Origin of the sequence: Suipraeoptans intestinalis, assembly GCF_009696485.1 — a bacterium.
GTDB classification, from domain to species: Bacteria; Bacillota; Clostridia; order Lachnospirales; family Lachnospiraceae; genus Suipraeoptans; species Suipraeoptans intestinalis.
This window is the reverse complement of the sequence record NZ_VULY01000018.1, coordinates 2213256-2233843: the sequence shown is the minus strand read 5'-3', so window position 1 is coordinate 2233843 and position 20588 is coordinate 2213256. Positions and strand designations below refer to the sequence as shown.

The 20588-nt window shown below is 48.6% G+C and carries 19 protein-coding genes; 1 reads left to right on the top strand and 18 read right to left on the bottom strand.

What is annotated here, in order from left to right:
• Window positions 1-43 precede the first annotated feature (43 nt).
• Genes FYJ34_RS11110 through FYJ34_RS11100 form a run of 3 tightly spaced genes read right to left on the bottom strand, consistent with a single transcriptional unit; the run spans window position 44 to window position 3377 of the window.
• Window positions 44-658, bottom strand: coding sequence for a DUF5662 family protein (locus FYJ34_RS11110; RefSeq protein ID WP_154478636.1), 615 nt, complete (start codon window positions 656-658; stop codon window positions 44-46).
• Entirely contained in the window at window positions 618-2372 is a 1755-nt protein-coding gene (locus FYJ34_RS11105; RefSeq protein ID WP_154478634.1) for an alpha-amylase family glycosyl hydrolase, read from the bottom strand. Before FYJ34_RS11105 ends, FYJ34_RS11110 begins: the two co-directional genes overlap by 41 nt.
• Before the next feature lie 12 nt (window positions 2373-2384).
• The gene (locus FYJ34_RS11100; RefSeq protein WP_235899495.1) at window positions 2385-3377 is read right to left on the bottom strand and encodes a sugar ABC transporter substrate-binding protein; all 993 of its coding nucleotides are present in this window, start codon (window positions 3375-3377) and stop codon (window positions 2385-2387) included.
• Window positions 3378-3559: 182 nt separating this feature from the next.
• Between FYJ34_RS11100 and FYJ34_RS11095 the strand changes: the two genes are divergently transcribed.
• A complete protein-coding gene (locus tag FYJ34_RS11095; RefSeq protein ID WP_154478630.1) occupies window positions 3560-3850 on the top strand; it encodes a DUF1292 domain-containing protein in 291 nt (96 codons plus the stop codon).
• Here the strand turns inward: FYJ34_RS11095 and FYJ34_RS11090 are convergent.
• From FYJ34_RS11090 to grdD, 15 genes are all read right to left on the bottom strand, one after another.
• A complete protein-coding gene (locus FYJ34_RS11090; protein WP_154478628.1) occupies window positions 3820-5709 on the bottom strand; it encodes an ATP-dependent helicase in 1890 nt (629 codons plus the stop codon). The two genes, FYJ34_RS11095 and FYJ34_RS11090, sit on opposite strands and share 31 nt — an antisense overlap.
• A 10-nt stretch (window positions 5710-5719) precedes the next feature.
• Window positions 5720-7180, bottom strand: coding sequence for a glutamate--tRNA ligase (gene gltX, locus FYJ34_RS11085; protein ID WP_154478626.1), 1461 nt, complete (start codon window positions 7178-7180; stop codon window positions 5720-5722).
• A gap of 67 nt (window positions 7181-7247) precedes the next feature.
• The gene (locus tag FYJ34_RS11080) at window positions 7248-7715 is read right to left on the bottom strand and encodes a threonine/serine exporter family protein (RefSeq protein ID WP_154478624.1); all 468 of its coding nucleotides are present in this window, start codon (window positions 7713-7715) and stop codon (window positions 7248-7250) included.
• Window positions 7712-8902 carry a GNAT family N-acetyltransferase gene (locus FYJ34_RS11075; RefSeq protein ID WP_235899440.1) on the bottom strand — a complete coding sequence of 397 codons (1191 nt, stop codon included), beginning with the start codon at window positions 8900-8902 and terminating at the stop codon, window positions 7712-7714. The genes FYJ34_RS11080 and FYJ34_RS11075 overlap by 4 nt, the downstream gene beginning before the upstream one ends.
• 362 nt (window positions 8903-9264) lie before the next feature.
• Window positions 9265-10227, bottom strand: coding sequence for a 1-phosphofructokinase family hexose kinase (locus FYJ34_RS11070; RefSeq protein WP_154478622.1), 963 nt, complete (start codon window positions 10225-10227; stop codon window positions 9265-9267).
• Window positions 10224-10883, bottom strand: a complete 660-nt coding sequence (dhaL, locus tag FYJ34_RS11065; protein ID WP_154478620.1) for a dihydroxyacetone kinase subunit DhaL — start codon at window positions 10881-10883, stop codon at window positions 10224-10226. The genes FYJ34_RS11070 and dhaL overlap by 4 nt, the downstream gene beginning before the upstream one ends.
• Window positions 10884-10900: 17 nt before the next feature.
• Window positions 10901-11914 carry a dihydroxyacetone kinase subunit DhaK gene (locus tag FYJ34_RS11060; protein ID WP_330582590.1) on the bottom strand — a complete coding sequence of 338 codons (1014 nt, stop codon included), beginning with the start codon at window positions 11912-11914 and terminating at the stop codon, window positions 10901-10903.
• A complete protein-coding gene (locus FYJ34_RS11055) occupies window positions 11907-12698 on the bottom strand; it encodes a DeoR/GlpR family DNA-binding transcription regulator (protein ID WP_154478618.1) in 792 nt (263 codons plus the stop codon). Before FYJ34_RS11055 ends, FYJ34_RS11060 begins: the two co-directional genes overlap by 8 nt.
• 36 nt (window positions 12699-12734) lie before the next feature.
• The gene (locus tag FYJ34_RS11050; protein WP_173017099.1) at window positions 12735-13682 is read right to left on the bottom strand and encodes a 6-phosphofructokinase; all 948 of its coding nucleotides are present in this window, start codon (window positions 13680-13682) and stop codon (window positions 12735-12737) included.
• Window positions 13679-14548, bottom strand: a complete 870-nt coding sequence (locus FYJ34_RS11045) for a class II fructose-bisphosphate aldolase (protein ID WP_154478614.1) — start codon at window positions 14546-14548, stop codon at window positions 13679-13681. Before FYJ34_RS11045 ends, FYJ34_RS11050 begins: the two co-directional genes overlap by 4 nt.
• A gap of 16 nt (window positions 14549-14564) precedes the next feature.
• On the bottom strand, window positions 14565-15533 hold the full coding sequence (locus FYJ34_RS11040) for an ROK family protein (protein WP_154478612.1): 969 nt from the start codon (window positions 15531-15533) through the stop codon (window positions 14565-14567).
• Window positions 15534-15572: 39 nt separating this feature from the next.
• A complete protein-coding gene (locus FYJ34_RS11035; protein WP_154478610.1) occupies window positions 15573-16559 on the bottom strand; it encodes an ABC transporter permease in 987 nt (328 codons plus the stop codon).
• 20 nt (window positions 16560-16579) lie between these two features.
• Complete coding sequence (locus FYJ34_RS11030; RefSeq protein WP_154478608.1) at window positions 16580-18079, bottom strand: sugar ABC transporter ATP-binding protein; 1500 nt, start codon at window positions 18077-18079, stop codon at window positions 16580-16582.
• A 90-nt stretch (window positions 18080-18169) separates the two neighbouring features.
• Window positions 18170-19123 carry a substrate-binding domain-containing protein gene (locus FYJ34_RS11025; RefSeq protein WP_154478606.1) on the bottom strand — a complete coding sequence of 318 codons (954 nt, stop codon included), beginning with the start codon at window positions 19121-19123 and terminating at the stop codon, window positions 18170-18172.
• A 312-nt stretch (window positions 19124-19435) separates the two neighbouring features.
• Window positions 19436-20587 (bottom strand): glycine/sarcosine/betaine reductase complex component C subunit alpha, encoded by a 1152-nt coding sequence (gene grdD, locus FYJ34_RS11020; protein WP_154478604.1) that lies wholly within the window; start codon window positions 20585-20587, stop codon window positions 19436-19438.
• Window position 20588 lies beyond the last annotated feature (1 nt).

The window sequence follows — 20588 nt, the reverse complement described above, 5'->3', positions numbered from 1 at the left end:
AGCAGGGCATGCCGTTTCCTTTATCACGGCTGCCTTTCAGGATCTACTTCGTCCATTCCTCGTCCTTCTGCTGCAATATCTGCAGATGCAGCGTATCCGGGTACCCTTTTTTCAGAATCTCAGATCGGATATAGGCAAACGTCTTCTTTTCTCCCTCTCTGGCCAGCATGGTAAGAAGGCAGCGAAGCAGCGCCTCCGTTTCCAGGTGGATCATCCGACCTCCCCCTGCCACATTGGGAAATCGCTCAATCGCCTGCTGATAATACTGGAGCGGACAGTCATCCGTGTAACTCTCTCCCTTATAGGTCTTGGAAGCGGCAATCCTGTCCAAAAACATCTCGACCACATACCTGGGCGGCATTTTTAAGCCCACGATCCCCTCTTTCGGATTCATACTGTAATCCATCCAATATTCATAATGATGCTTGTTCCGTCCCTTATGATGCAGCCATGCTCTGGAATATCCCTTATCTTTTCGCTCCGCATTATTGGGGCTTTGTGTTCCCTGATAATATCGGCAGCCCACCAGAAACTCTGTGGGCGAATATTTGGACAGATCATGGGTCAGTCCCTGCCAGTAAAGTCCCACTTGAAAACAATGCTTCATCACAATGATTTTATGACGGCTGATCGTCCTGAAATGTTGCCAAGCTTTCATATCCTTTTTGCTTCTCTTTCCTTTCCCCTTCTGCCAAAAGTACAATGCTTCTTTCTTTTATCCGGATCATCCTCTGATCCTCCAACTCCTCAAAAGCTTCCAGAATCCCTTCCCTTGTTCCTGCAAGCTTGTACCACCGTTTTTTCCTCTGCAGGACCGGAAGCGCAAAATCATGTTCCTCCCAGTGCATATTGTAGGCAATGAATACCGATCTGTCATTTACCGTCTGTCCGGAATACAGGATCCCCAGCTGCCTGCTGGAAATCTCCGAGGGAACGCGCCAGGCATGCTCTCCGTGATAGGAGATATCCGGGATCCCTACCCCTTTTCTGTCATTCCCCGTCAGCTCCTCCGGCTGTCCGAAAATCTGATAATCCTTTCGGATCCGGATCAAACCCTTTACAAATTCAAACAACTGTTTTTCTTTTTTCAGCTCCCGCCAGTCCAGCCAGGTAATCGCATTATCCTGGCAATAGGGGTTGTTGTTTCCTTTCTGACTATTGGAAAATTCATCTCCGCTTAGGATGCAGGGAGTTCCCTGACCTGTCAGCAGAAGGAAAAATGCATTCTTGATCTGATTTTTCCGGAGATTCTGTATGGTTCTTTTTCGGGTTTCCCCTTCCTCCCCACAGTTCCAGCTGTAATTATAGTCGGTTCCATCCCGGTTATTCTCCAGGTTTCCCTCATTATGCTTCCTGTCGTAGGACACCAGGTCATGCAGGGTAAATCCTGTATGGGACGTGATCTCATGGTACTGCTCTTCCTTCGCCGTGTAACGGCGAAGCCAGTACATGACTCCCTCCACCATTCCCTCGTCTCCTTTTAAAAACCGTCTCATGACTTTGGAAAACTCCGGCTGCCTGGTCATGATCTTGCTTCCTGCCAGCACCGGGTCTTTTCGGATGGCCGATACGGGAGCATTCCATTCATCCAGCACAAACCCGTCTATGTGATACTCCATCCGGTAAAAACGGACACACTCCTCCATCAGCTGGGGAGAGGTCCCTTGTGCGAAAGGCAGCTCCAAAACTACCTCTATCCCCTCCTGATGCATCGTCTTTACCAGATCTTTCAGTTCTTTTTCCCCGTCGCCCGAAGCCGCGTAAGCCGATTTTGGCGCAAAATAGAAGCCTTCTCCATATCCCCAGTAGTTCAGGGGATCTTTTTTCTCCTGAAAATCGTAAACAGGAAGGAGATGTAACTGGTTGACTCCCAGCTCTTTCAGATAGGAAAGCTTTTCCCTAACCCCCTGAAAGGTTCCCTTTCCGATTACCCCGGAGGAGGAATGCATGGTGAAGCCCCGGACATGGAGGCTGTATCCGATGGCCTTCTGGTAAGGAAGAAAGACCGGCTCATCTCCTTCCCAGTCATATTCTGACGAAAGGAAACCGCAGCGCACCTCATGGGGGTCTTTTTCCTTGGGATCGTTCCAGATCTCCCTTCCTATCAGCCTTCTGGCACGGGGATCCTGGCTTATCACGCCGTCTATCAGGAAATTATATTCCCAATCCGCCGGATCCATCCCGGAAATGCCTGTAAAATGGACTTTTCCTATTCTCCCCTTCATGGGAATCTCTTTAAAGGGCAACGGCTCTCCCTTTTTGTAGAGCAGCACCTGACATCTTGCTTTTTCCTCTGCTTCCACAGCAAAGTTGACCCGTTTTCCCTCCACCGAAGCCCCCAGAGGAAGAGGCCTTCCTTTTGTTTCCTTCATACTACCTCCCGGCTATTGCCATCCGTCTGCGCCGTACATTTCTACATTGTCTCGATTGATCAGGAACACATCCTCATAAACTTCTTTTTCATAGGTTTCGCCTTCTATAATCTTAATGGCTGTCTGCGCCGCTTTCTGTCCCATATTGATGGGGGACTGGGCGGCCGTTCCGGCTACCTGGCTGTCCGGCTTCTTCAATTCTTTTTTAATGTCCGGAGATCCGTCCACCCCATAAATGAGAATATCCGCCCGCCCGGTCAGGTTCGCTGCCGTCTTGGCTGCTACGGCCATTTGATCATTGCCGCACATAATGGCTTTGATGTCTTCGTGGTCTTTTAGAATCTGTTGGACAGCCTCAAGCGCCCTCTCCAGCTTTCCTCCGGTATCTTCACGCGCCACCACCTCAAAGCCTTTTTCTGCTTTGGCGATCGCTTCCTCAAATCCTGTCATCCGCTCATTGACCGAATTTTGGGACGGCGACTCCAAAATAGCGATCTTTCCGCCTTCCGGACACTTTTCTATCAGATCTTCCCCGCAGATATAGCCCGCTTTCTTATTATCCGATCCTATATAGGCGTCCACATAGGCGCTCTCCTTTACCTGGGTGTCTATGTTGATGATCTTAATATTTGCCTGCTTCAAAGCCTCCAAGGAGGGAGTGATCTCCTCCCAGTTGACCGGGGCCAGAAATATCACTTCCACTCCTTCTTCGATCATCTCTTCAATCTGTTGTGCCTGAAGTTTTGCGTCCGAGGCCGGATTTTTGGTGATCATACGACACCCCGCCTCTTCCACCACCTGTCTGGTGGAAGCCTCCAGCGTGACATAATAAGGGTTCTCCATATCTACTGCCGTAAATCCAAGCAGATGTCCCTCTTCCTTCACAGCTTCCTCTTCTTCGTCCGCTTTTTTTTCTTCCTTCGTTTCCTCGTTCGTTTTAACCGCATTATCTTCCGGTGTTCCCACGTTTCTCTTGCAGCCTGCCAGCCCGCAGACTACCAGCATACAAAGCAGGAGCAGACCGATTCGTCTTTTATGATTCACTGTCACTATGACCTCCCTGTTTTCTGCTTTCCATATTCCTCTGTATTTTACACCATTTTGCTTCATTTGACTACTATTCTCCTTGCTTTTCCCCTGTCACTTTGTTAAAGTAAGGGCATAGACAGAGAAAAGGAGATAGGAACATGGATGATTTTACAACGGTTGAACTGACCCTGGATGACGACGAAGTAGTTCAGTGTGGGATTTTGACGATCCTGGAAGCCAATGATAAGGAGTACATCGCTCTTTTGCCCTTGACGGAAGACGGCGAACCTAACGAGGAAGGAGACGTCTTCTTGTATCGGTACATTGAAGAAGAGGGCAAGGAGCCGGATCTGGAAAACATCGAAGATGATGAGGAATACGAGATCGTTGCCGATTTATTCGATGAATGGCTGGATACTCAGGAGTTTGAGGAAGGAGAAGAGGAATAGTCCTCTGCCTGCATGACTTCACCCACAAAGCGGGAAGGAACTTGTTCTTTCCCGTTTTTTTCTTTGATATAACTGATATACAGTCGGTCTTTTGCCCGGGTCATCGCCACATAGAACAGTCTTCTTTCTTCCTCCAGCTCCTCCGCCGTTCTGGCCTTTCTGGAGGGGATGCTTCCCTCGTTTCCCCGGATCACAAATACCGCTTCAAATTCCAGCCCCTTGGAGCCGTGTATGGTAAGGAGCCGGATCGCATCCGCTTTGCTTTCCTCTCCGCCCTCTCTGCGCCTTCTTTTTTTTCGTTCCGCTTCCCTTTGACATTCTTCTGTCAGATCAAACCATTCCTCCAGCGTCTTACAGCCTTTGGCTCTCTGCTGGATCTCATCCAGGATCTCCTCCAGTTCTTCCAAAGACAGCTGCATTTTCTGAGCGTATTCTTTCAAAAATCCGTGATATCCTACCTTTTTTCGAATATATTCCATGGCAGCAAAGGGCGTCCAAAGCCTGATGGTCTCCATCTCTTCCTCCCACTGGCTGATTCGCTCCTGCATCCACCGCTTGTCGCAGTAAAATCTTCGCAGACTTTCATAAGACACTTCCTCTTCCCGCAAAGCATCCCGACAAAGATACCGGTTCGGCCTGTTGGCCACCCGTAGAAAATCCTTTCTTTTCCCTTTTCCTGCCGCCAGTTTCAAATAGCTGCAAAGATCCCTTCCCACAAAGTGATGATACAGATCCCTCTCCTGCTCTTTCCTGTCAAAAGGAATCCCCTGTCTGGTCAAAAGCTCCGCTATCAGGCCCCCTTCTCTTGCCGTGCGGAACAGTACAGCGATCTCTCCTGCCCTGATCCCTTCTTCCCGCAGGCAAAGAATCTTGCGAAGTACGTATCTTCCTTCCTCCATGGCATCTCTGGTCTCCTGAATATGTACCGTTTTGCTTTTTTCCCGCCCGGATCGTATGTTCTTTGCGAAACGTTCCCGGTTATGGCGAATGACCCTGGAAGCCCCTGACACGATGTGTGCGGTGGAACGATAGTTTACTTCCAGGCAGATCCTCCCGGCTGTCGGGAAGTCTTTCAGAAAGCTTTGCATGATATGAGGCTTCGCTCCCCTGAATCCATAAATAGACTGATCATCGTCCCCTACTACAAACAGATTGTTCCGGGGCGCAGCCAAAAGCTTTAGCACCTCATACTGTACAGGGTTACTATCCTGAAATTCATCCACCAGGATGTAAGAAAATCTTTTCTGCCACTTTCTCAGAATATCCGGATGATCCCGAAGCAGATTCCGGCACAAAATCAGCATATCGTCAAAGTCAATCTTGTTTTCCCTGCGCTTTAACTGCTGATAACTGCGGCAGATTTTTAGAAACCTCTGCCGGTCTGTAACCTTCGGCACATAAGAAGCCGTCCATCCGCAATTTGCGACTCTGCTGATCTCATCTCCCAGCTCCTTCAGCAGGTCTTTCTTTTCTTCTGTATCTTCCCGGAGAAAATCGCCCGTCAGACTTTCTCTGTATGCCTTTTCCAAAAGTTCATAACGGCGGCTTTCATCCAGAAGGCAGGACGCATCCCAGCCATAGGCCCATCGGAGGATCCCATAATAGATTCCGTGAAATGTCCCAAATGTAACAGGAAGAGGTTTCCCTCTTCTTGCTTCATAAAACCGTTGCCGCATTTCTTTTGTCGCATACTTTGTAAAGGTAATGACCAAAATTTCTTCCGGTCTTACCCCTTTTTTCAGCAGTTGTTCAATTCGCTGTAAGATGGTAAATGTTTTTCCCGAACCGGGCCCTGCGATCACCATGCAGGGCCCGTCAAGATGGGCTGCCGCCCTAGACTGAGCTTCATCCAAACTCATATAGATTCTCCTATTGTTCCAGCAGGCGGATCCCCTGACGAATCCTCTCCAGAGACTCTTCTTTTCCCAGAATGTCCATAATCTCCGTAGCCCCGCCCGGTGTGCTCTGCTTTCCCGACACCGCCGTCCGAAGCGGCCACATCACATAGCCGATCTTCTTTTCTATACTTTCTGCATAAGCTTTCAATGTTGCAAACAAAGCGTCGTTCTCAAAGGATTCCTGTTTCTCCAGAATGGGAAGGACTTCCCGCAGTACCTCCAGGGAATTTTCTTCATTCGTCTTCATTTTCTTATGACAGTACATCGCCGTATCATATTCCGGAAGCTGCTGGAAAAAGTCGATCTGCTCACAGATATCCGGCAGGATCTCAATCCTCGTCTTGACCAGAGCTGCGATCTTTTCCAGATCGTAAGGCTTTTTGATCACTTTTTCCAGATAGGGCGCCGCCATCCGGAAGAAGGTATCAAAGTCCATTGCTTTCAGGTATTCTCCGTTCATCCATTTCAGCTTTGTCATATCAAATACAGAGGGAGACTTGTTCATATGATGGTAGTCAAACTCCCTGACCAGCTCTTCCAACGAGAAGATCTCCTGATTGCCAGAAGGACACCAGCCCAGAAGCGCCACATAATTCACCACTGCATCCTTCACAAATCCCTGCTGGATCAAATCCTCGTAGGAGGAATGTCCGCACCTCTTACTCAGCTTCTTGTGATTCTCATCCGTGATCAAAGGACAGTGCACATAGACCGGTACTTCCCATCGGAAAGCTTCATAGATTTTATTGTATTTGGGTGCTGAGGAAAGGTATTCATTTCCTCTTACCACATGGGTAATGCCCATTAAATGATCATCGATCACGTTGGCAAAATTGTAGGTGGGATATCCGTCTGATTTGATCAGAATCAGATCCTCCATCTCCTTGTTGGGAACAGAAATCGATCCGTAAATATCATCCTGGAATGTGGTAATTCCCTCTGTAGGCATATTAAACCGGATCACATAGGGCTTCCCTTCCGCCAGATTCTTTTCGATCTCCTCCTGGGATAAGTGCAGGCAGTGTTTGTCGTACACAACGATCTCCGTCCCATTCTCGCTGGATACCTGGCTTCTTAAAGATTCCAACCTCTCCTTGTCACAAAAACAATAATAGGCGTCTCCCTGCCGGATCAGCTGTTTTGCATATTGCAGATACAGACCGGATCTGTTCCGTTCACTCTGTACATAGGGGCCTACTCCTCCATCCTTATCCGGACCTTCATCGTGTACCAGTCCCGTCTCTTCCAGTGTGCGGTAGATGATCTCCAGCGCCCCGTCCACAAACCGTTCCTGGTCTGTGTCCTCGATCCTCAGCATAAAATCTCCTCCCTCATGCTTCGCGATCAGATAGGCATACAGCGCCGTTCTCAGGTTCCCTACATGCATCCGGCCTGTGGGGCTGGGTGCAAATCTTGTTCTTACCTTACTCATTTCCAGTTTCCTTCTTTCTTTCCTTGATATGTTCATTGTAACACAAATGCTTTCTGTCTATCAACAATCAGCCCTGTTTCTTCCGGATCCGCTTTTCCTTCCAGTAAGACCAGGAAAACAGATCTCTCGGAACGGAGACCACCAGTACAATACCCAAAACGATCCCAAAGGCGATCTTGACAGACTCCATTCCCTGAGCCGCCGCCCGCGCAAAATGATTGGTCACGAAATAATAGGCGGTAAAATAGATCCCGGCCCCCGGCACCAACGGAAAAATACCGGATACCAGAAAAATCGTAATGGGGCACTTCATCCGGACCGTCAGCATCCTGGAAAACAGTACCACCACCAGTGCGCCCAAAAAGGCCGACACTCCCGCCGATACCCGCATGTTGGCCGTGTGGTACACGATCCATCCCAGCATTCCCGTAAGTCCGCAGCTGACATAATATTTTTTGGGCACCTGAAACATGACCGCATATCCGATGGTTCCAAAGAAGGGGCAGATCAGGCTGGTTATCACTTCTTTGATCATAGTCCCATCCCTCCCATCATCTTGCTGTATGCACTCAGCGTGATTCCAACTCCTACGGCGATGTATACAAACACGAGAAGTGCGTCGATCATCCGTACAGTCCCCGCCAGAAAATCACTGTCGGCAATCTCCCGGATGGCATTGACAAAGGCAAGCCCCGGCACCAGCGGCATGATAGCCCCGATGATCATTCCCTCCAGCCGGATGGGAAAAGGCAATGGAATCTGTCCGGCCAAAAGCGCCAGCGTAGTGATGATCATTCCTCCCGAAATGTTGGTGATAATCTTTGAGATCCGGTGTTTTCTGGAAAAAAGCACCCACACATATAATAGCGCTCCGATCCCCCCTGCAATGAGACTTTCCACCTGGCTGGCTCCCAGCAGATAACCAAAAAATCCGCTTCCCATCCCTGCCGCCAAAATCTGAAAATAGCTTTTCTTCGGCGGCATCCTGTCGATCTCCTTCAGGATCTCCACCGCCTGAAACAGCTCTATCTCCCCTGCCTCGATCCTTCTGGAAAGAGAATTGACCTCTGTCACGATCCCCAGATGGGGAGAAGATAAAGGCACCTGCTGCACCTTCGTATAGGTTTGGTTCATTCCATCCTCCGCACTGACGAAGATCGCATGACTTAATGTGAAAATTTCTACCGTTTCTACGTCAAAATGCCTGCAGATCCGGGTAATGGTTTCTTCCACCCGGAAGATCTCCGCTCCATTTTTCAAAAGGATCCTGCCTGCTTCCATGGCCATGTCCACAACCTTTTTGACGTCGATCTGGGAATCCAGCATCCGTTTCAGATAGGTGGCATCCGTTTCCATATGGGAATTGACAAAGCCGCAGGCCTTGTAGAATTCAATCCCTTCCTCCCCACAGGAAAACCCATACAGGGTATCAAACCGCCTGCTGCATTCCCTGCATAAAAACTGCAGCAGTTTTTTTCCATAGCCTCTTCTTCTCTCTTCCGGTCTGACCACCAGGCAACGGATACTGGCCTTTCGGTTTTTCAGGGGAAGGAGCAGCGCGACTGCTTTCACCCCTTCCTCTTCCAAAACATAGATTTCTTCCGTTCCGCCCTTTTTCTCCGCTTTTTGAAGAGCTTCTGCCGGAAACTCCCTTTCTTTTACTTCTTTCAGGAAGTCCTCCTGTTCCATTTTTTCTCTGTTTGCTAACTGTACTATCTGCATCGTTTCTCTCCTAACCGCCTCATTATAGCAAATTTCTTTTCCCCCTTCCACCGTCTGTTTTTATTTTATCAATAGTTAATCCCGATTTCCCCTTCTTCATACGGAGCGGCTTTAGGCTTATAGGTCAAAACGTGTTGATCTATAACTCCGGCTTTATGCCTTTTGCACAGATTCCTGACTGTCCCACGCAAAATAAAAAACAAAGCCACCGCAGGTGAAGCTCTTCTTTCCTGTCCGCAATGGCTCTGTCTCTTTTTCGCTCTTTTGTTTTTGTTGTCTCTGTCTGTTTTATCTTTCTTCCGCGCTTTCGCCCGGAACATTCCACCATTTCTGTTTTCTTCCCGGGCTTCCCCGGGTGTCCCCTAAAAGTCCAGCAGCCCTTCCAAAGACTTTTCATCGATCCGTTCGATCTGTATCATCGGATAAAAATGCTCAAAGTCCTCTCTGGTGCAAAGCAGGGTTCCCGGTTTTATCAGAGAGCCTTGCGCGGCCGCCACCCCATAGCGAAGCATCTGTGACAGCTCTTTTCCGTCTTCTATGGCAGAGCAAAGTCCTGCTACAAGGGAATCTCCTGCCCCCTGTGTGCTCTTAACGTCCAATGTATTGGGACGGCAGAAATAAATTTCCTCCCGATCCAGGATCAAAGCGCCTTTCTCTCCCATGGACAGGCATATGACTTTTACTCCACTTTGCAGGATTTCCCTGCACACCTTCAACAGCTCTCCCATGCCCTTTTTCTCCAGATGGAATGCCGTGACCAGCTCAAAAAAATTGGGCTTTATCAGGTACGGCTTTTCTTTGATCCCCCGAAGCAGCAGCTCCCCTTCCGCATCCAGAATACATTTTACCCCGTGACAGTTGGCGTACCGGATGACGGAAGCATATACGTCCGTTTCCACACCGCACGGCACAGAGCCTGTGATCACCAATACGTCCAGCTTTGGAATCTGTTGGTACAGCTTTTCCAAAAACTCTTTTACATGAGAGGGAGAAAGGTAATCTCCTCTCTGATTCAGTTCTGTTGTGATCCGGTCCCTGCTGTTTCGGATCTTGATATTTTCTCTTAAATTTCCCGGAACCAGAATGCTTTCATACGAAATCCCCTGTTCTTTTAATTGTTTCCGGAACAGTTCGCTTCCGTTTTCAAATTCAATTCCGAAGCTGCGCACTTCCCGGCCCAGCTGCGTCAGGGCGATCGATACGTTGATCCCCTTTCCCGAAGCGTCCACCCGGACTTCGTTGGTCCGGTTCAGCCCTCCGTAGTGAAATCCATCAATGGTAATGGTCTTGTCCATACATGGATTCAAAGTCATTGTTCCTATCACACTGTTTCCTCCCGATGCTTTTCTGCGTGCCCTACGATCCAGTCGGCCATGGTCTGAAAAATAAGATAGACGGAGGTCGCCCCTGCATCCTGGAAGCCTTTTGCCTTGTCCTTGTAGTACCTTGCCCTTCCAAAGGCTGCTACACATTCTTTTGTGTACTCCATTCCCGCCTCTGCCGCCTTGGCGACCTTTTGAAACCCTTCCTCCAAAGGCAGATCCAAAGCCTCTTTCATCGCTCCGGCCGCCGGGATCAATGCGTCCATCATAGTCTTATCGCCTATTCCGGCTTTTCCCCGCCTGGTCAGCGCTTCTGCAGATTTTTGGAACAGGCATGCAAAGTCTTCCATCGTAAATTGTTTCTTCTCTTCCATTCCCACAAGTCCGCTGACAAACATGGTTCCAAAAAGAACGCCCGACGCTCCGCCCATCACTTTCAGAAGCGTATATCCGATCTCCCGGAACACCTGATTAACCGTGTCATACCTTCCGGCGGAAAGAACCTTTTCCACCTGTAAAAATCCAATCTTCATGCCGATTCCGTGGTCTCCGTCTCCTACTCGGTTATCGATCTCCGTCAAGTATGGTTCCATATCGATCATGCGTCTGCTTACTGCACAAAACATCTGTCTTACTTCATTGCTATCTATTGCCGTCATAATCTTCACCCGTATGCTTATTCTCTGTGATATCTGTCAATCTCCGCCGGATGCAGGAAATATGGCTTTAACTCCTCATCCAGTGCCAGTACTGTAACAGAAAATCCTCCTGTCTCCTGCGGACAGAAAATATCTGCCTGTTCTATCCGGAACACCGGGATCTGACGATGGCGCAGCCATTTGCTTACCTGCTGCACCACGATCAAAAGCTCCAGCCGGCTGCTTCCTCCCAGACCGCTGATCAGCACTGCCAGCTCTTCCTCTTTTCTCAGCTTGAGATCCTCCATCAGAGTTTCCAGCATATACTCTGTCATCACGGAAGCTGCCGGAAGCTTTTCCCGCCTGATTCCCGGTTCTCCGTTAAAGCCCATGCCATATTCCACATATCCGTCCGGAAGATCCGCCATGGGAATCCCGTTGGAAGGCATCACTCCGGCAGAGGTTGTCACCGTCATCGTCCTTGTGCGGTCGATGGCTTTTTGCGTGATCCTTTTACATTCTGCCAGATCCAGGCCTTTTTCCGAAGCCGCTCCCGCCATTTTTACCGCATAAAAAATGCCGGCGATCCCTCTTCTTCTTTCCGGTTTTTCATCACTGACAACGTCGTCATTCACAAATACACATTCTGTTTCGATCCGCTCTTTGGGGTCTGTTGCCAGCAATTCTCCCACCAGTTCAAAATTCAGAAGATCTCCCATATGGTTGGTTCCTACAAACAGGATCCCCTTTTCATGATAAATCCCTTTTCCGGCCTCCAGAAGAGAAAAGGCCGGAGGCGCCATGTAGACATTTCCAGAAACGACTGCATCCGCCATTCCTTTTCCCACATATTCCAGGCACCACGGTTCGTTTCCCGCTCCACCGCCGATCACGATGCTGACCTTGTTCCTTCCGTGTACCTTTGTCAGCGCTCCTTTGATCGGCTGTCCCGACTCATCACAGATGGGACGGATCCTCCCCTGATTTAACACAAGATACCCCTCTACCATATCCTCTAATATGGTATCCGGATTTTCTATGATCTTATTCACTACAGCCTCCTGTTTCTTCTGCAAAAATCAAATGTACTTTTTTTTCATACACACTGTAATCTATCTTGGGATGTTTCCGGTCGGTGATCAGGTAGTCCACCTCTCCTTCCGGCTCTGCCACCTGAGATAAAAACGTTGAAGAAAATTTGCTGTGATCTGCGATCACAAAGACCTCTGCCGCGCAATTGATCATGGCCCTTTTTACATTTCCTTCATTTAGGTTTGTGATGGAATAACCAAATTCCGGATCGATCCCGTTGACACCCATAAACACCTTGTCTGCCTTTAGCTTAGACAGCTGGCGAACGGCAAAATCTCCTATACTGGACTCTGTTTTTGGCTCCACCACTCCCCCTGTGTGGATAATGATCATATCGTGCTTTACCCGCAGAATATTCACCACGCTGAATGCGTTTGTAATAACCGTCAGCTCTTTTTTATTGCCTTCTGCGATCAGCTTACAAAGCTCCTGCGTCGTGCTGGACGCATCCAGAATCAGGGTGTCTCCGTCCTCAATAAATTCATACGCCTTTTTGGCGATCGCCCGCTTTTCCTGCACATGGATGGTCGCCAGCTGCCGAATCACATAAAAGGTTTCTTCCGGCTGCAGCGCTACTGCCCCGCCATGGGTGCGCCGGAGCTTTTTCTCATTTTGCAGTTCTTCCAGGTCTCTCCGGATGGTTGCCTCTGTCAGTTCCAGTTCTTTGCTCAGTTCTGAAACCTTGACCACTTTTCGTTCGTTGATGATGTTATAGATATAATTTTTTCTTTCCTCAGGTAACATACTCGTCTCCACCGCCTTTATTTATCGTGAAGTAGATTATATGTGGTGCCAGTCAAATACTTTCTTCTTTGATGCATTTGAAATATCCATGTACTGAAACTCACCTTTGCGATATACAATATACTGGTTCTTCACTCCCGTTTCCATCGCCCGGATCGCTCTGTCCGCAAATCCGGATGCCATCAATCTGTCCCTGGCTGTTGGCGCATTTCCTCTCTGACTGAATCCTAATATACTACACTTGATATTTATATTATATCTATCCCGAATCACATCTGCAATCCTTAAACATCTATGCTTCCCGTCGCTTTCGGAAAACATCACATAAATACTTCCTGATCTTTTTTCTTCTCTTGCCTGCAGCACCTTCCGAATGATCTCTTCCTCTTCCATTGGCATTTCATCCAGAACCGCAAATTCCGCCATGCCCATCAGGTAGGTGCTCTGTGCCAGATATCCGTCATAGGCTCCCAGGGTTTCAATGAAAAACACCCTTCCGTCCAGAGATTCTCCCGTATCCATCAGTCCGTCCAGGTAGGTTGTCTGTGTATTCAAAGCCGTGTCAAATCCCAGTGTGTAGTCACTTCCGTACACATTGTTGTCTATGGTACAGGGAATCCCGATGATATTGAGTTCCGGGAACATGCGGTGAACCGCCAGCGCTCCCTTAAAGGAGCCGTCTCCTCCCAAAACCATCAGACCTTCTATCCGGTGCGCTCTTAGCTGCTCTGCAACCTTTTTCTGTGCCGACTCCTTTTCCAGCTCCGGAAACCTCCCTGTTTTGATGCAGGTGCCTCCTCTTTGGTACCACAAAGTCACTTCCTCCGGCGAAAGTTTTCGGCATCTGTTTTCTGCGATCCCGCGAAATCCTCCTTCAAACCCTATGATCTCATGCCCGCGTTTTTGTCCTTCCCGAATGATCTGTGCCAAACAGGGGTTCATGCCCGGGGCATCTCCTCCGCTGGTAATGACTCCAAGCTTCATGCCTGCTCCTTCCATGCTTTGCCCGTACTTCCAAAAATCTGCATCTTTTCCTTTGCGATCGCCTTACAGGTGCGGATCACATACTTCATATAATTTCTCGGGTCAAATTCTTCCTTCGGTTCTTTTTCCACTGCTTCACGGAGAGCCCGGGAAAAGCCCGCCTTTAATTCCGTCCCGACGTTGATCTTACTCATTCCCATTTTCACACAGGTTTTAAAGTCCTCTTCCGGAACGCCGGAGCCGCCATGAAGTACCAGCGGACAGTCTGTCAGTTCTACGATCTTTCCCAGTCTGTCAAAATCTATTTTGGGCTCTTTTTTATAAAATCCATGACAGGTCCCAATGGCAACCGCAAGTGCGTCGATCCCTGTACGTCCCACAAAATCCGGAACGTCTTCCGGTCTGGTATATCCGGATACATCGTCTTCCGCTTCGATCTGTTCTTCTTTTCCCCCCACTGTTCCCAGCTCGGATTCCACAGAGCATCCATAGGGTCTTGCAAATTCCACCACCTCTTTTGTCACCCGGATATTATCCTCGTAATCCAGTTTCGACGCATCTATCATAACAGAGGTAAATCCGGCACGTACCGCATCCTTGATCAAATCCACATCCGTCGCATGATCCAGATGCAGGCACACCGGAACAGGAGCCTTTTCTGCCAGTTCCTTCACCATCTCTGCCGCATGCTTTAATCCCATGTATTTTACCGCGCCCATAGAAGCCATCAGAATAACCGGTGCATCCTCTTCCACCGCGGCTTCCACGATTCCCTTTGCATCCTCATAGTCGTTATAGTTAAAAGCGCCTACTCCGTATCCTTCTGTCCTTGTTTTCGATAAGATTTCCTTCAAAGTCACTAACATATAATCTCCTTCCCACTTATGAAAGTGTTTCTTCTTTTATCAGATAATAAGCTCCATAAAGTACTACCCTGTCATTCATGCGAGAATAACGGATCATATCTTCTTTCATATTTACAAATCCCCGGCTTTTCAGCGTGCGGACCATCGCATCGTGAAAAAATGCCTTTGCTTTTGTCACGCCTCCTCCCAGCACGACGGCCGAAGGATCAAACAGCCGCAGAATGTTTCCGATTCCGATCCCCAGATATTCTCCTTCCTTTCGGTAAAGCTCCAGGGCAAAAAAGTCCCCTTTCTCTGCCGCTTCCAAAATATCTTTTCCTGTAATTTCCCGCTCTTCTTCCATTGCCAGCCTGTACAGGATGCTGTCTTCGTGCTGCCGGATCTGACTGTTCGCCCGCCTGTTCAGAGCCGTCCCTGATGCATATAATTCAAAGCATCCTTTTGCTCCGCAGGGGCACTGCCTTCCTTCTGTTTCCACACACATATGTCCGATTTCCATCGCTCCGTCTTTTGCCCCATGATAGATCGTTCCATCTACTACCAATCCGCCGCCGCAGCCTGTACTGACAGTCATATAGAAAACCGCTTCCTCTCCTTTGGCCTCTCCGCATCTTTGTTCAGCCAGAGCTCCCAAATTTCCGTCATTGTCCAGACAGATCGGTACCGGAAAATCTTCCTGAAGCCTCTTTATCAGCGGAAAATTTCTCCATCGCATCATAGGGGCGTGCAGGATCACTCCTGTCTTTCGATCCAGCGGCCCCGGACATCCCACTCCGATTCCCAGAACATCTGAGATTTCTATCTGAAAACGACGGAGCAGATGATCCACCACTCCTTTTGTGTTTTGGTACACGGCCTCTTCTCCGTCAAAAGTTTTCGAGGGGGTGACGTACACATAATCCTCTGCGATCGTTCCACCCTGTAAAAAAACGGCTCCCGACGTCTTTGTTCCTCCTATATCCAACGCAATATAATACTTTTTCATGATTCCAGCCTCACCCCGCTTCCCTGCCTTGTCTGCTTCCTAGTGTTTGTTCGTCTTTCCCTGCTGTGCCATATCCAGAACTACCGCCATCAGGATGATCGCTCCGATCACCACCTTCTGCCAATAGGAATTGATCTGCATCAGATTCATTCCGTTATTGATCACTGCGATCACCGCCGCTCCAAACATGGCTCTTCCCACAGATCCGCTTCCTCCGGCCAATGAGGTTCCTCCCAGCACGGTCGATGCGATTGCATACATTTCATAAGCTTCTCCTCCTGCCGGTTGCCCGTTTTGAAGCTTGGACGCCATGGCGATTCCGCCAAGCGCTGCCGTTATTCCACATAGAACATGGCAGATAAATGTAATCTTAGGTACGCTGATTCCACTTAAGTGCGCAACATTTGCGTTACTCCCGCACGCATAAACATGACGTCCAAACACTGTTTTCGACAACAGTATATGCATGATCACCACGATCACTGCTGTGAAGATTACGATAACCGGAATGATCCCATTGGGGGAATTTTCTGTTTTTATGATGCGTCCGGCTCCCAGAAACGCAAAACTGTTGGGAAGTCCGTAAACAGGCTGTCCGTCTGACACAATATAAGCCGCTCCTCTTGCAATGGAGAGCATGGCGAGCGTTGCGATCATGGGAACCACTTTAAATTTTGCGATCATGATCCCGTTGATCGCTCCAATAACCGTTCCCACCGCCAATCCTGATACCAGTAAAAGAAGAACGCCTTCCACCACATTCATGTTTGGGAAAAAATGCAGTCCGATCCACGCAGAAAGGACTCCGGAAAGTCCGACCACACTTCCTACCGAAATATCAATCCCGCCCAGGATGATGACATACACCAGTCCGGACGCCAGAAGCGCATTGATACACATTTGCGATAAAATGTTCGTAATGTTTTTCACTGTAAAAAACACCGGTGATGCCAGTCCAAATCCAATACAAAGCAAAACCAACACGACGATTACAATATTCTGGTTCAGCCATTTTTTAACACTCATAGTCTTTCGTCCTCTCTTCCTTACTCCTTCTCACTGGTGATACTTGCCATATGAATCACTCTTTGTTCTGTCGCTTCCTCTCTGGACAGTTCTCCGCTGATCCTTCCTTCCCGCATCACGATAATCCTGTCAGATACTCCCAGGATTTCCGGCATTTCGGAAGAAATCATGATGATCGCCCCGCCTTGTTCCACAAAGTCATTCATCAGCGTATAGAATTCCGACCTTGCATTGACATCGATCCCTCTTGTAGGTTCATCCAGTATCAGAATCTTGGAATCCGCAACCAGCCATTTTGCCAGTATGACCTTCTGTTGATTCCCTCCCGACAAGGTTCCTACCACCGTATCGATGCCCGGCGCTTTGATCTTTAATTTTTCCATATATTGCCTGCTGGATGTGACCTCCCATGCCTTGTTCAGAAATCCCAGCTTTTTTCGGTGCCTTGTCAGGCTGGGCAGAACGATATTCTCCCGGATCTTTTTCTTGAGGAGAAGTCCCGTCCGTCTTCTGTCTTCCGTCACCAGTCCGATCTTACTTCGGATGGCCTCCTTCGGCGTCCGAAACAGCACCTCTTTCCCCTCCAGATAGACCTTTCCTTCCTCATATCCGGTGGCTCCGAAGATCGCTTCCATCACTTCCGTTCTTCCGGCTCCTACCAGTCCTGAAAATCCTACGATTTCTCCTGCATACGCACAGAAGGAAATCTCTGAGAACACTCCCTGTTTAGACAGGTTTTCCACACGGAGCATTTCTTTTCCTCTCTTATGCTCTTTTTTGTGGTAGTAATCGCCTATTTCCCTTCCTACCATCCGTGAAACGATCTCTTTTTCGGTTACTTCCTTCACCTGCATGGTGTCTACCTTGCAGCCGTCTCTCAGGACGGTAACACGGTGTCCGATCTCTGTGATCTCTTTCATCCTGTGTGTGATATATACAACAGATACATTTTTCTCGATCAGTTTTTTGATCTGGATAAACAAAGACTGTATCTCATGCTCTGAAAGTGACGAGGTAGGCTCGTCCATGATCACGATCTTGGCCTGCTTGGAAATTACTTTTGCAATTTCGATCATTTGCTGCTGGGCGGCGTTTAAATGTCCTGCCAGCATATCCGCCTGTATATCTACATTCATCTCGTCCAGAATTGCCTGTGCATCCCGGTTCATTTTCTTCCTGTCCAGCATTCCGTTCTTCCTTCTGGGCTCGCAGCCCAGATAGATATTTTCCGCCACAGTCAGATGATTTGCTACGCTCAGCTCCTGGTGGATCACCAGAATTCCCAGATCAATGGCTTCCTTTGGCGCCTTGAACGACAGTTTTTCTCCCTGATAGATCAATTCTCCGTCCGTTGGGGTGTACACTCCCGACATGATCTTGATCAATGTAGATTTTCCCGCACCATTTTCTCCAACCAATGCATGAACCTCTCCCGGATAAAAATCAATACTGACCTCTGTCAACGCTTTTACTCCCGGGAAGCTTTTACTGATTTGCTTTACTTGAAAAATCGGCTTCATATCCCTATCCCTTCACAAGTTCAGGCGGACACAAACTGCCCGCCTGCTCCTTTTTGTCCTTATCTGGCTTTTGCCTGCTGTAGATGTCTCCTATTTTTCGCTTACATTACTTGCATCAATGACATACGGAGCAATGTAAATCGTTTTTTCTTTCACTTTTCCGGTGCTCAGATACTGATGCATCTGTTCTACGATCTGTTTTCCGATTTCCTTCGGATTCTGTGCGATTTCAGACACCCACCATTTTCCGTTTCCTTCTTTATCGGCAATCGCTTCTTTTGCTTCCGGATTTCCGTCAAATCCGATGATCTTACAGTCGGATCCTGCCGCCTTGATCGCTGCAAGCGCTCCTGTTGCAGCCGGATCTCCCACACAGAACACTGCCGCCATATCCGGATGTGCCGTCAGCATGTTTTCCATGATCTCCTGCGCTTTGTTGGCATCCCCTTCGTAGTTGTTGTCATAAACCACTTTACGGTCCTCTTTTTCCAGCACTTCCAATGCTCCGTTTTGACGATCCAGACAGGAAGAAGCTGTCGGATAACAGATAATCCCTACTGTATCTCCATCTTTGGAATATTTCAGCAGTTCCTGTCCGCCCAGTCTTCCGCCTTCCAGATTGTCTGTTCCTACAAAGCACTGGATCGCTTCTGAATCCGTCGTACAATCAAAGGTAAACATCTTTACGCCTTCTTTGTCTGCATTCTCAATGGCCGGTTTTACCCCTGCCGCATCATTACAGGAAAGAGCCACTGCGTCACAGCCCTGCGTTACAAAATCCTGGATCCTGTCGGATGCGATATTGGGATCCAGCTCTGCGTCTGTAACGGTTGCATCCATTCCCAGTTCTTTTGCCTGCTCCTCAATCCCGTCGCGGATCTGCTGATAAAACACATGTTCAAAGGAACCTACCACAAACCCTGCCTTAAACGCCTCCTCCTTCTTTTCTCCTTCCTTCTTTGTCTCTTTCTGCCCTGCACAGCCTGCGATCATCACGCATACCATGGCTGCCGTCAACAGTCCTGCTACGATTTTCTTTTTCATTCACTTTTCCTCCTCTTAGGTAGTTTTGATGAAGTTATATTATCGTTTTTATTCTTTTCAGTCAACATTTTTAGTTTATTTATTATCGTTTATTATCGTTTTTGTTTGTTTGCACAAAATCACCCTTCTATTCTTGTGTACAATGCCATCTCTTGGTGATATTTCTTTCCGTCATTTTTCCTCCCTCCAGGCTTTTTAGGCTTTCGAAATTTCCAAAAGGGGGCACAAAAAAAGAATGCCCAAACATCTGAATGCTTCCATTCAGAGTGCTTGGACACCCTTTTTATGACAGACAAGATCCTGCCGTTTGTTTTAATTAATATACCCTGCTTTTTTCAGCTCTTCCGCTGCTTTTTCCAGGTTCTGTGCAGATACCAGGATGATCGGTCCGGTACAGCCCATTCCACTTTCCGCATAGATCCCCAGCTTCCACAACGTCTTTACGCCATCCTCCAGATCCATGATCTCAATACCGGCGATCTGTTCTGTGACCACCTCTTTGGGCGGCGCCGCTACTTCCTCTGCTGCAGCCGGCTTCTCTGCTCCTTTTCTTGCAGCAAGGATCTCTGTCAGGCCGGCCTTCTTGGCTGCGGCAAACTCTTTCTTTGCCACCTCAAACACCTTTCCTCTGACCAGTTCTGCCGCATAGCGGATCGCTCCTGCGATCAGAGGCGCGCCGGATGCTCTGGAAATGATCATTACCAGCTGCTCATAGCCTTCTCCGATACCGGGGCCATATCCATATCCGGCAGCTTCGTAGCTTCCCCCTGTCGTGTAGGAAGAAAGCATCTTGATCAGGATATTTCCTGACAGGGAATCGCACACCATTACATCCGCCGATCCCTGAAGCACATCATTTCCCCGCATGACGCAGCCGCCGTCACTTCTTGCAGACTCTGCAAAACTGATAGCATATCCGTTGTCTCTTAACTGCTTCAATGCGATCTCGGTCTGCCTTGCTCCATCCACGTTCAGGATCCCTACCGTCGGATCCTGTTTGCCGCAGGCCTTTGCAGCAATGATTCCATAGATCGCATTTTTGATCATACCTTCAATACGATCTGCACTGGAAGTACCGGTAGTGGTCGCCACAAACATCTCTCTTCCCTTTGCAGGCGTGATCGCTCTTCCTACCGTCGATACCCCGATAGGGAAGGGGAAATGCATGGTAACGGCTCCATCCACCTCTTTGTTTTTCAGGAGCTCCTCCATTTTCTTGTGGCCTTCTTCTTCATCCTTCACGGTTACGGTGATCACACCCTCCGCTTCCAGGGTCCCGATGTAATAAACCTCGATCCCTTCTTTTGCTGCCATCATGGCAGCTTCCATTGCGTTTTCTTCTCCATGCTCGCTTCCCATCCCTGTCAGGGCGATCCTGGGCTTTTTGCCAAAGCTTCCGGTCTCCAGTCCCTGTGCCATCTCCATGAATGTGGATGCGATCATCTGCTCTATCTTATTTGCCATC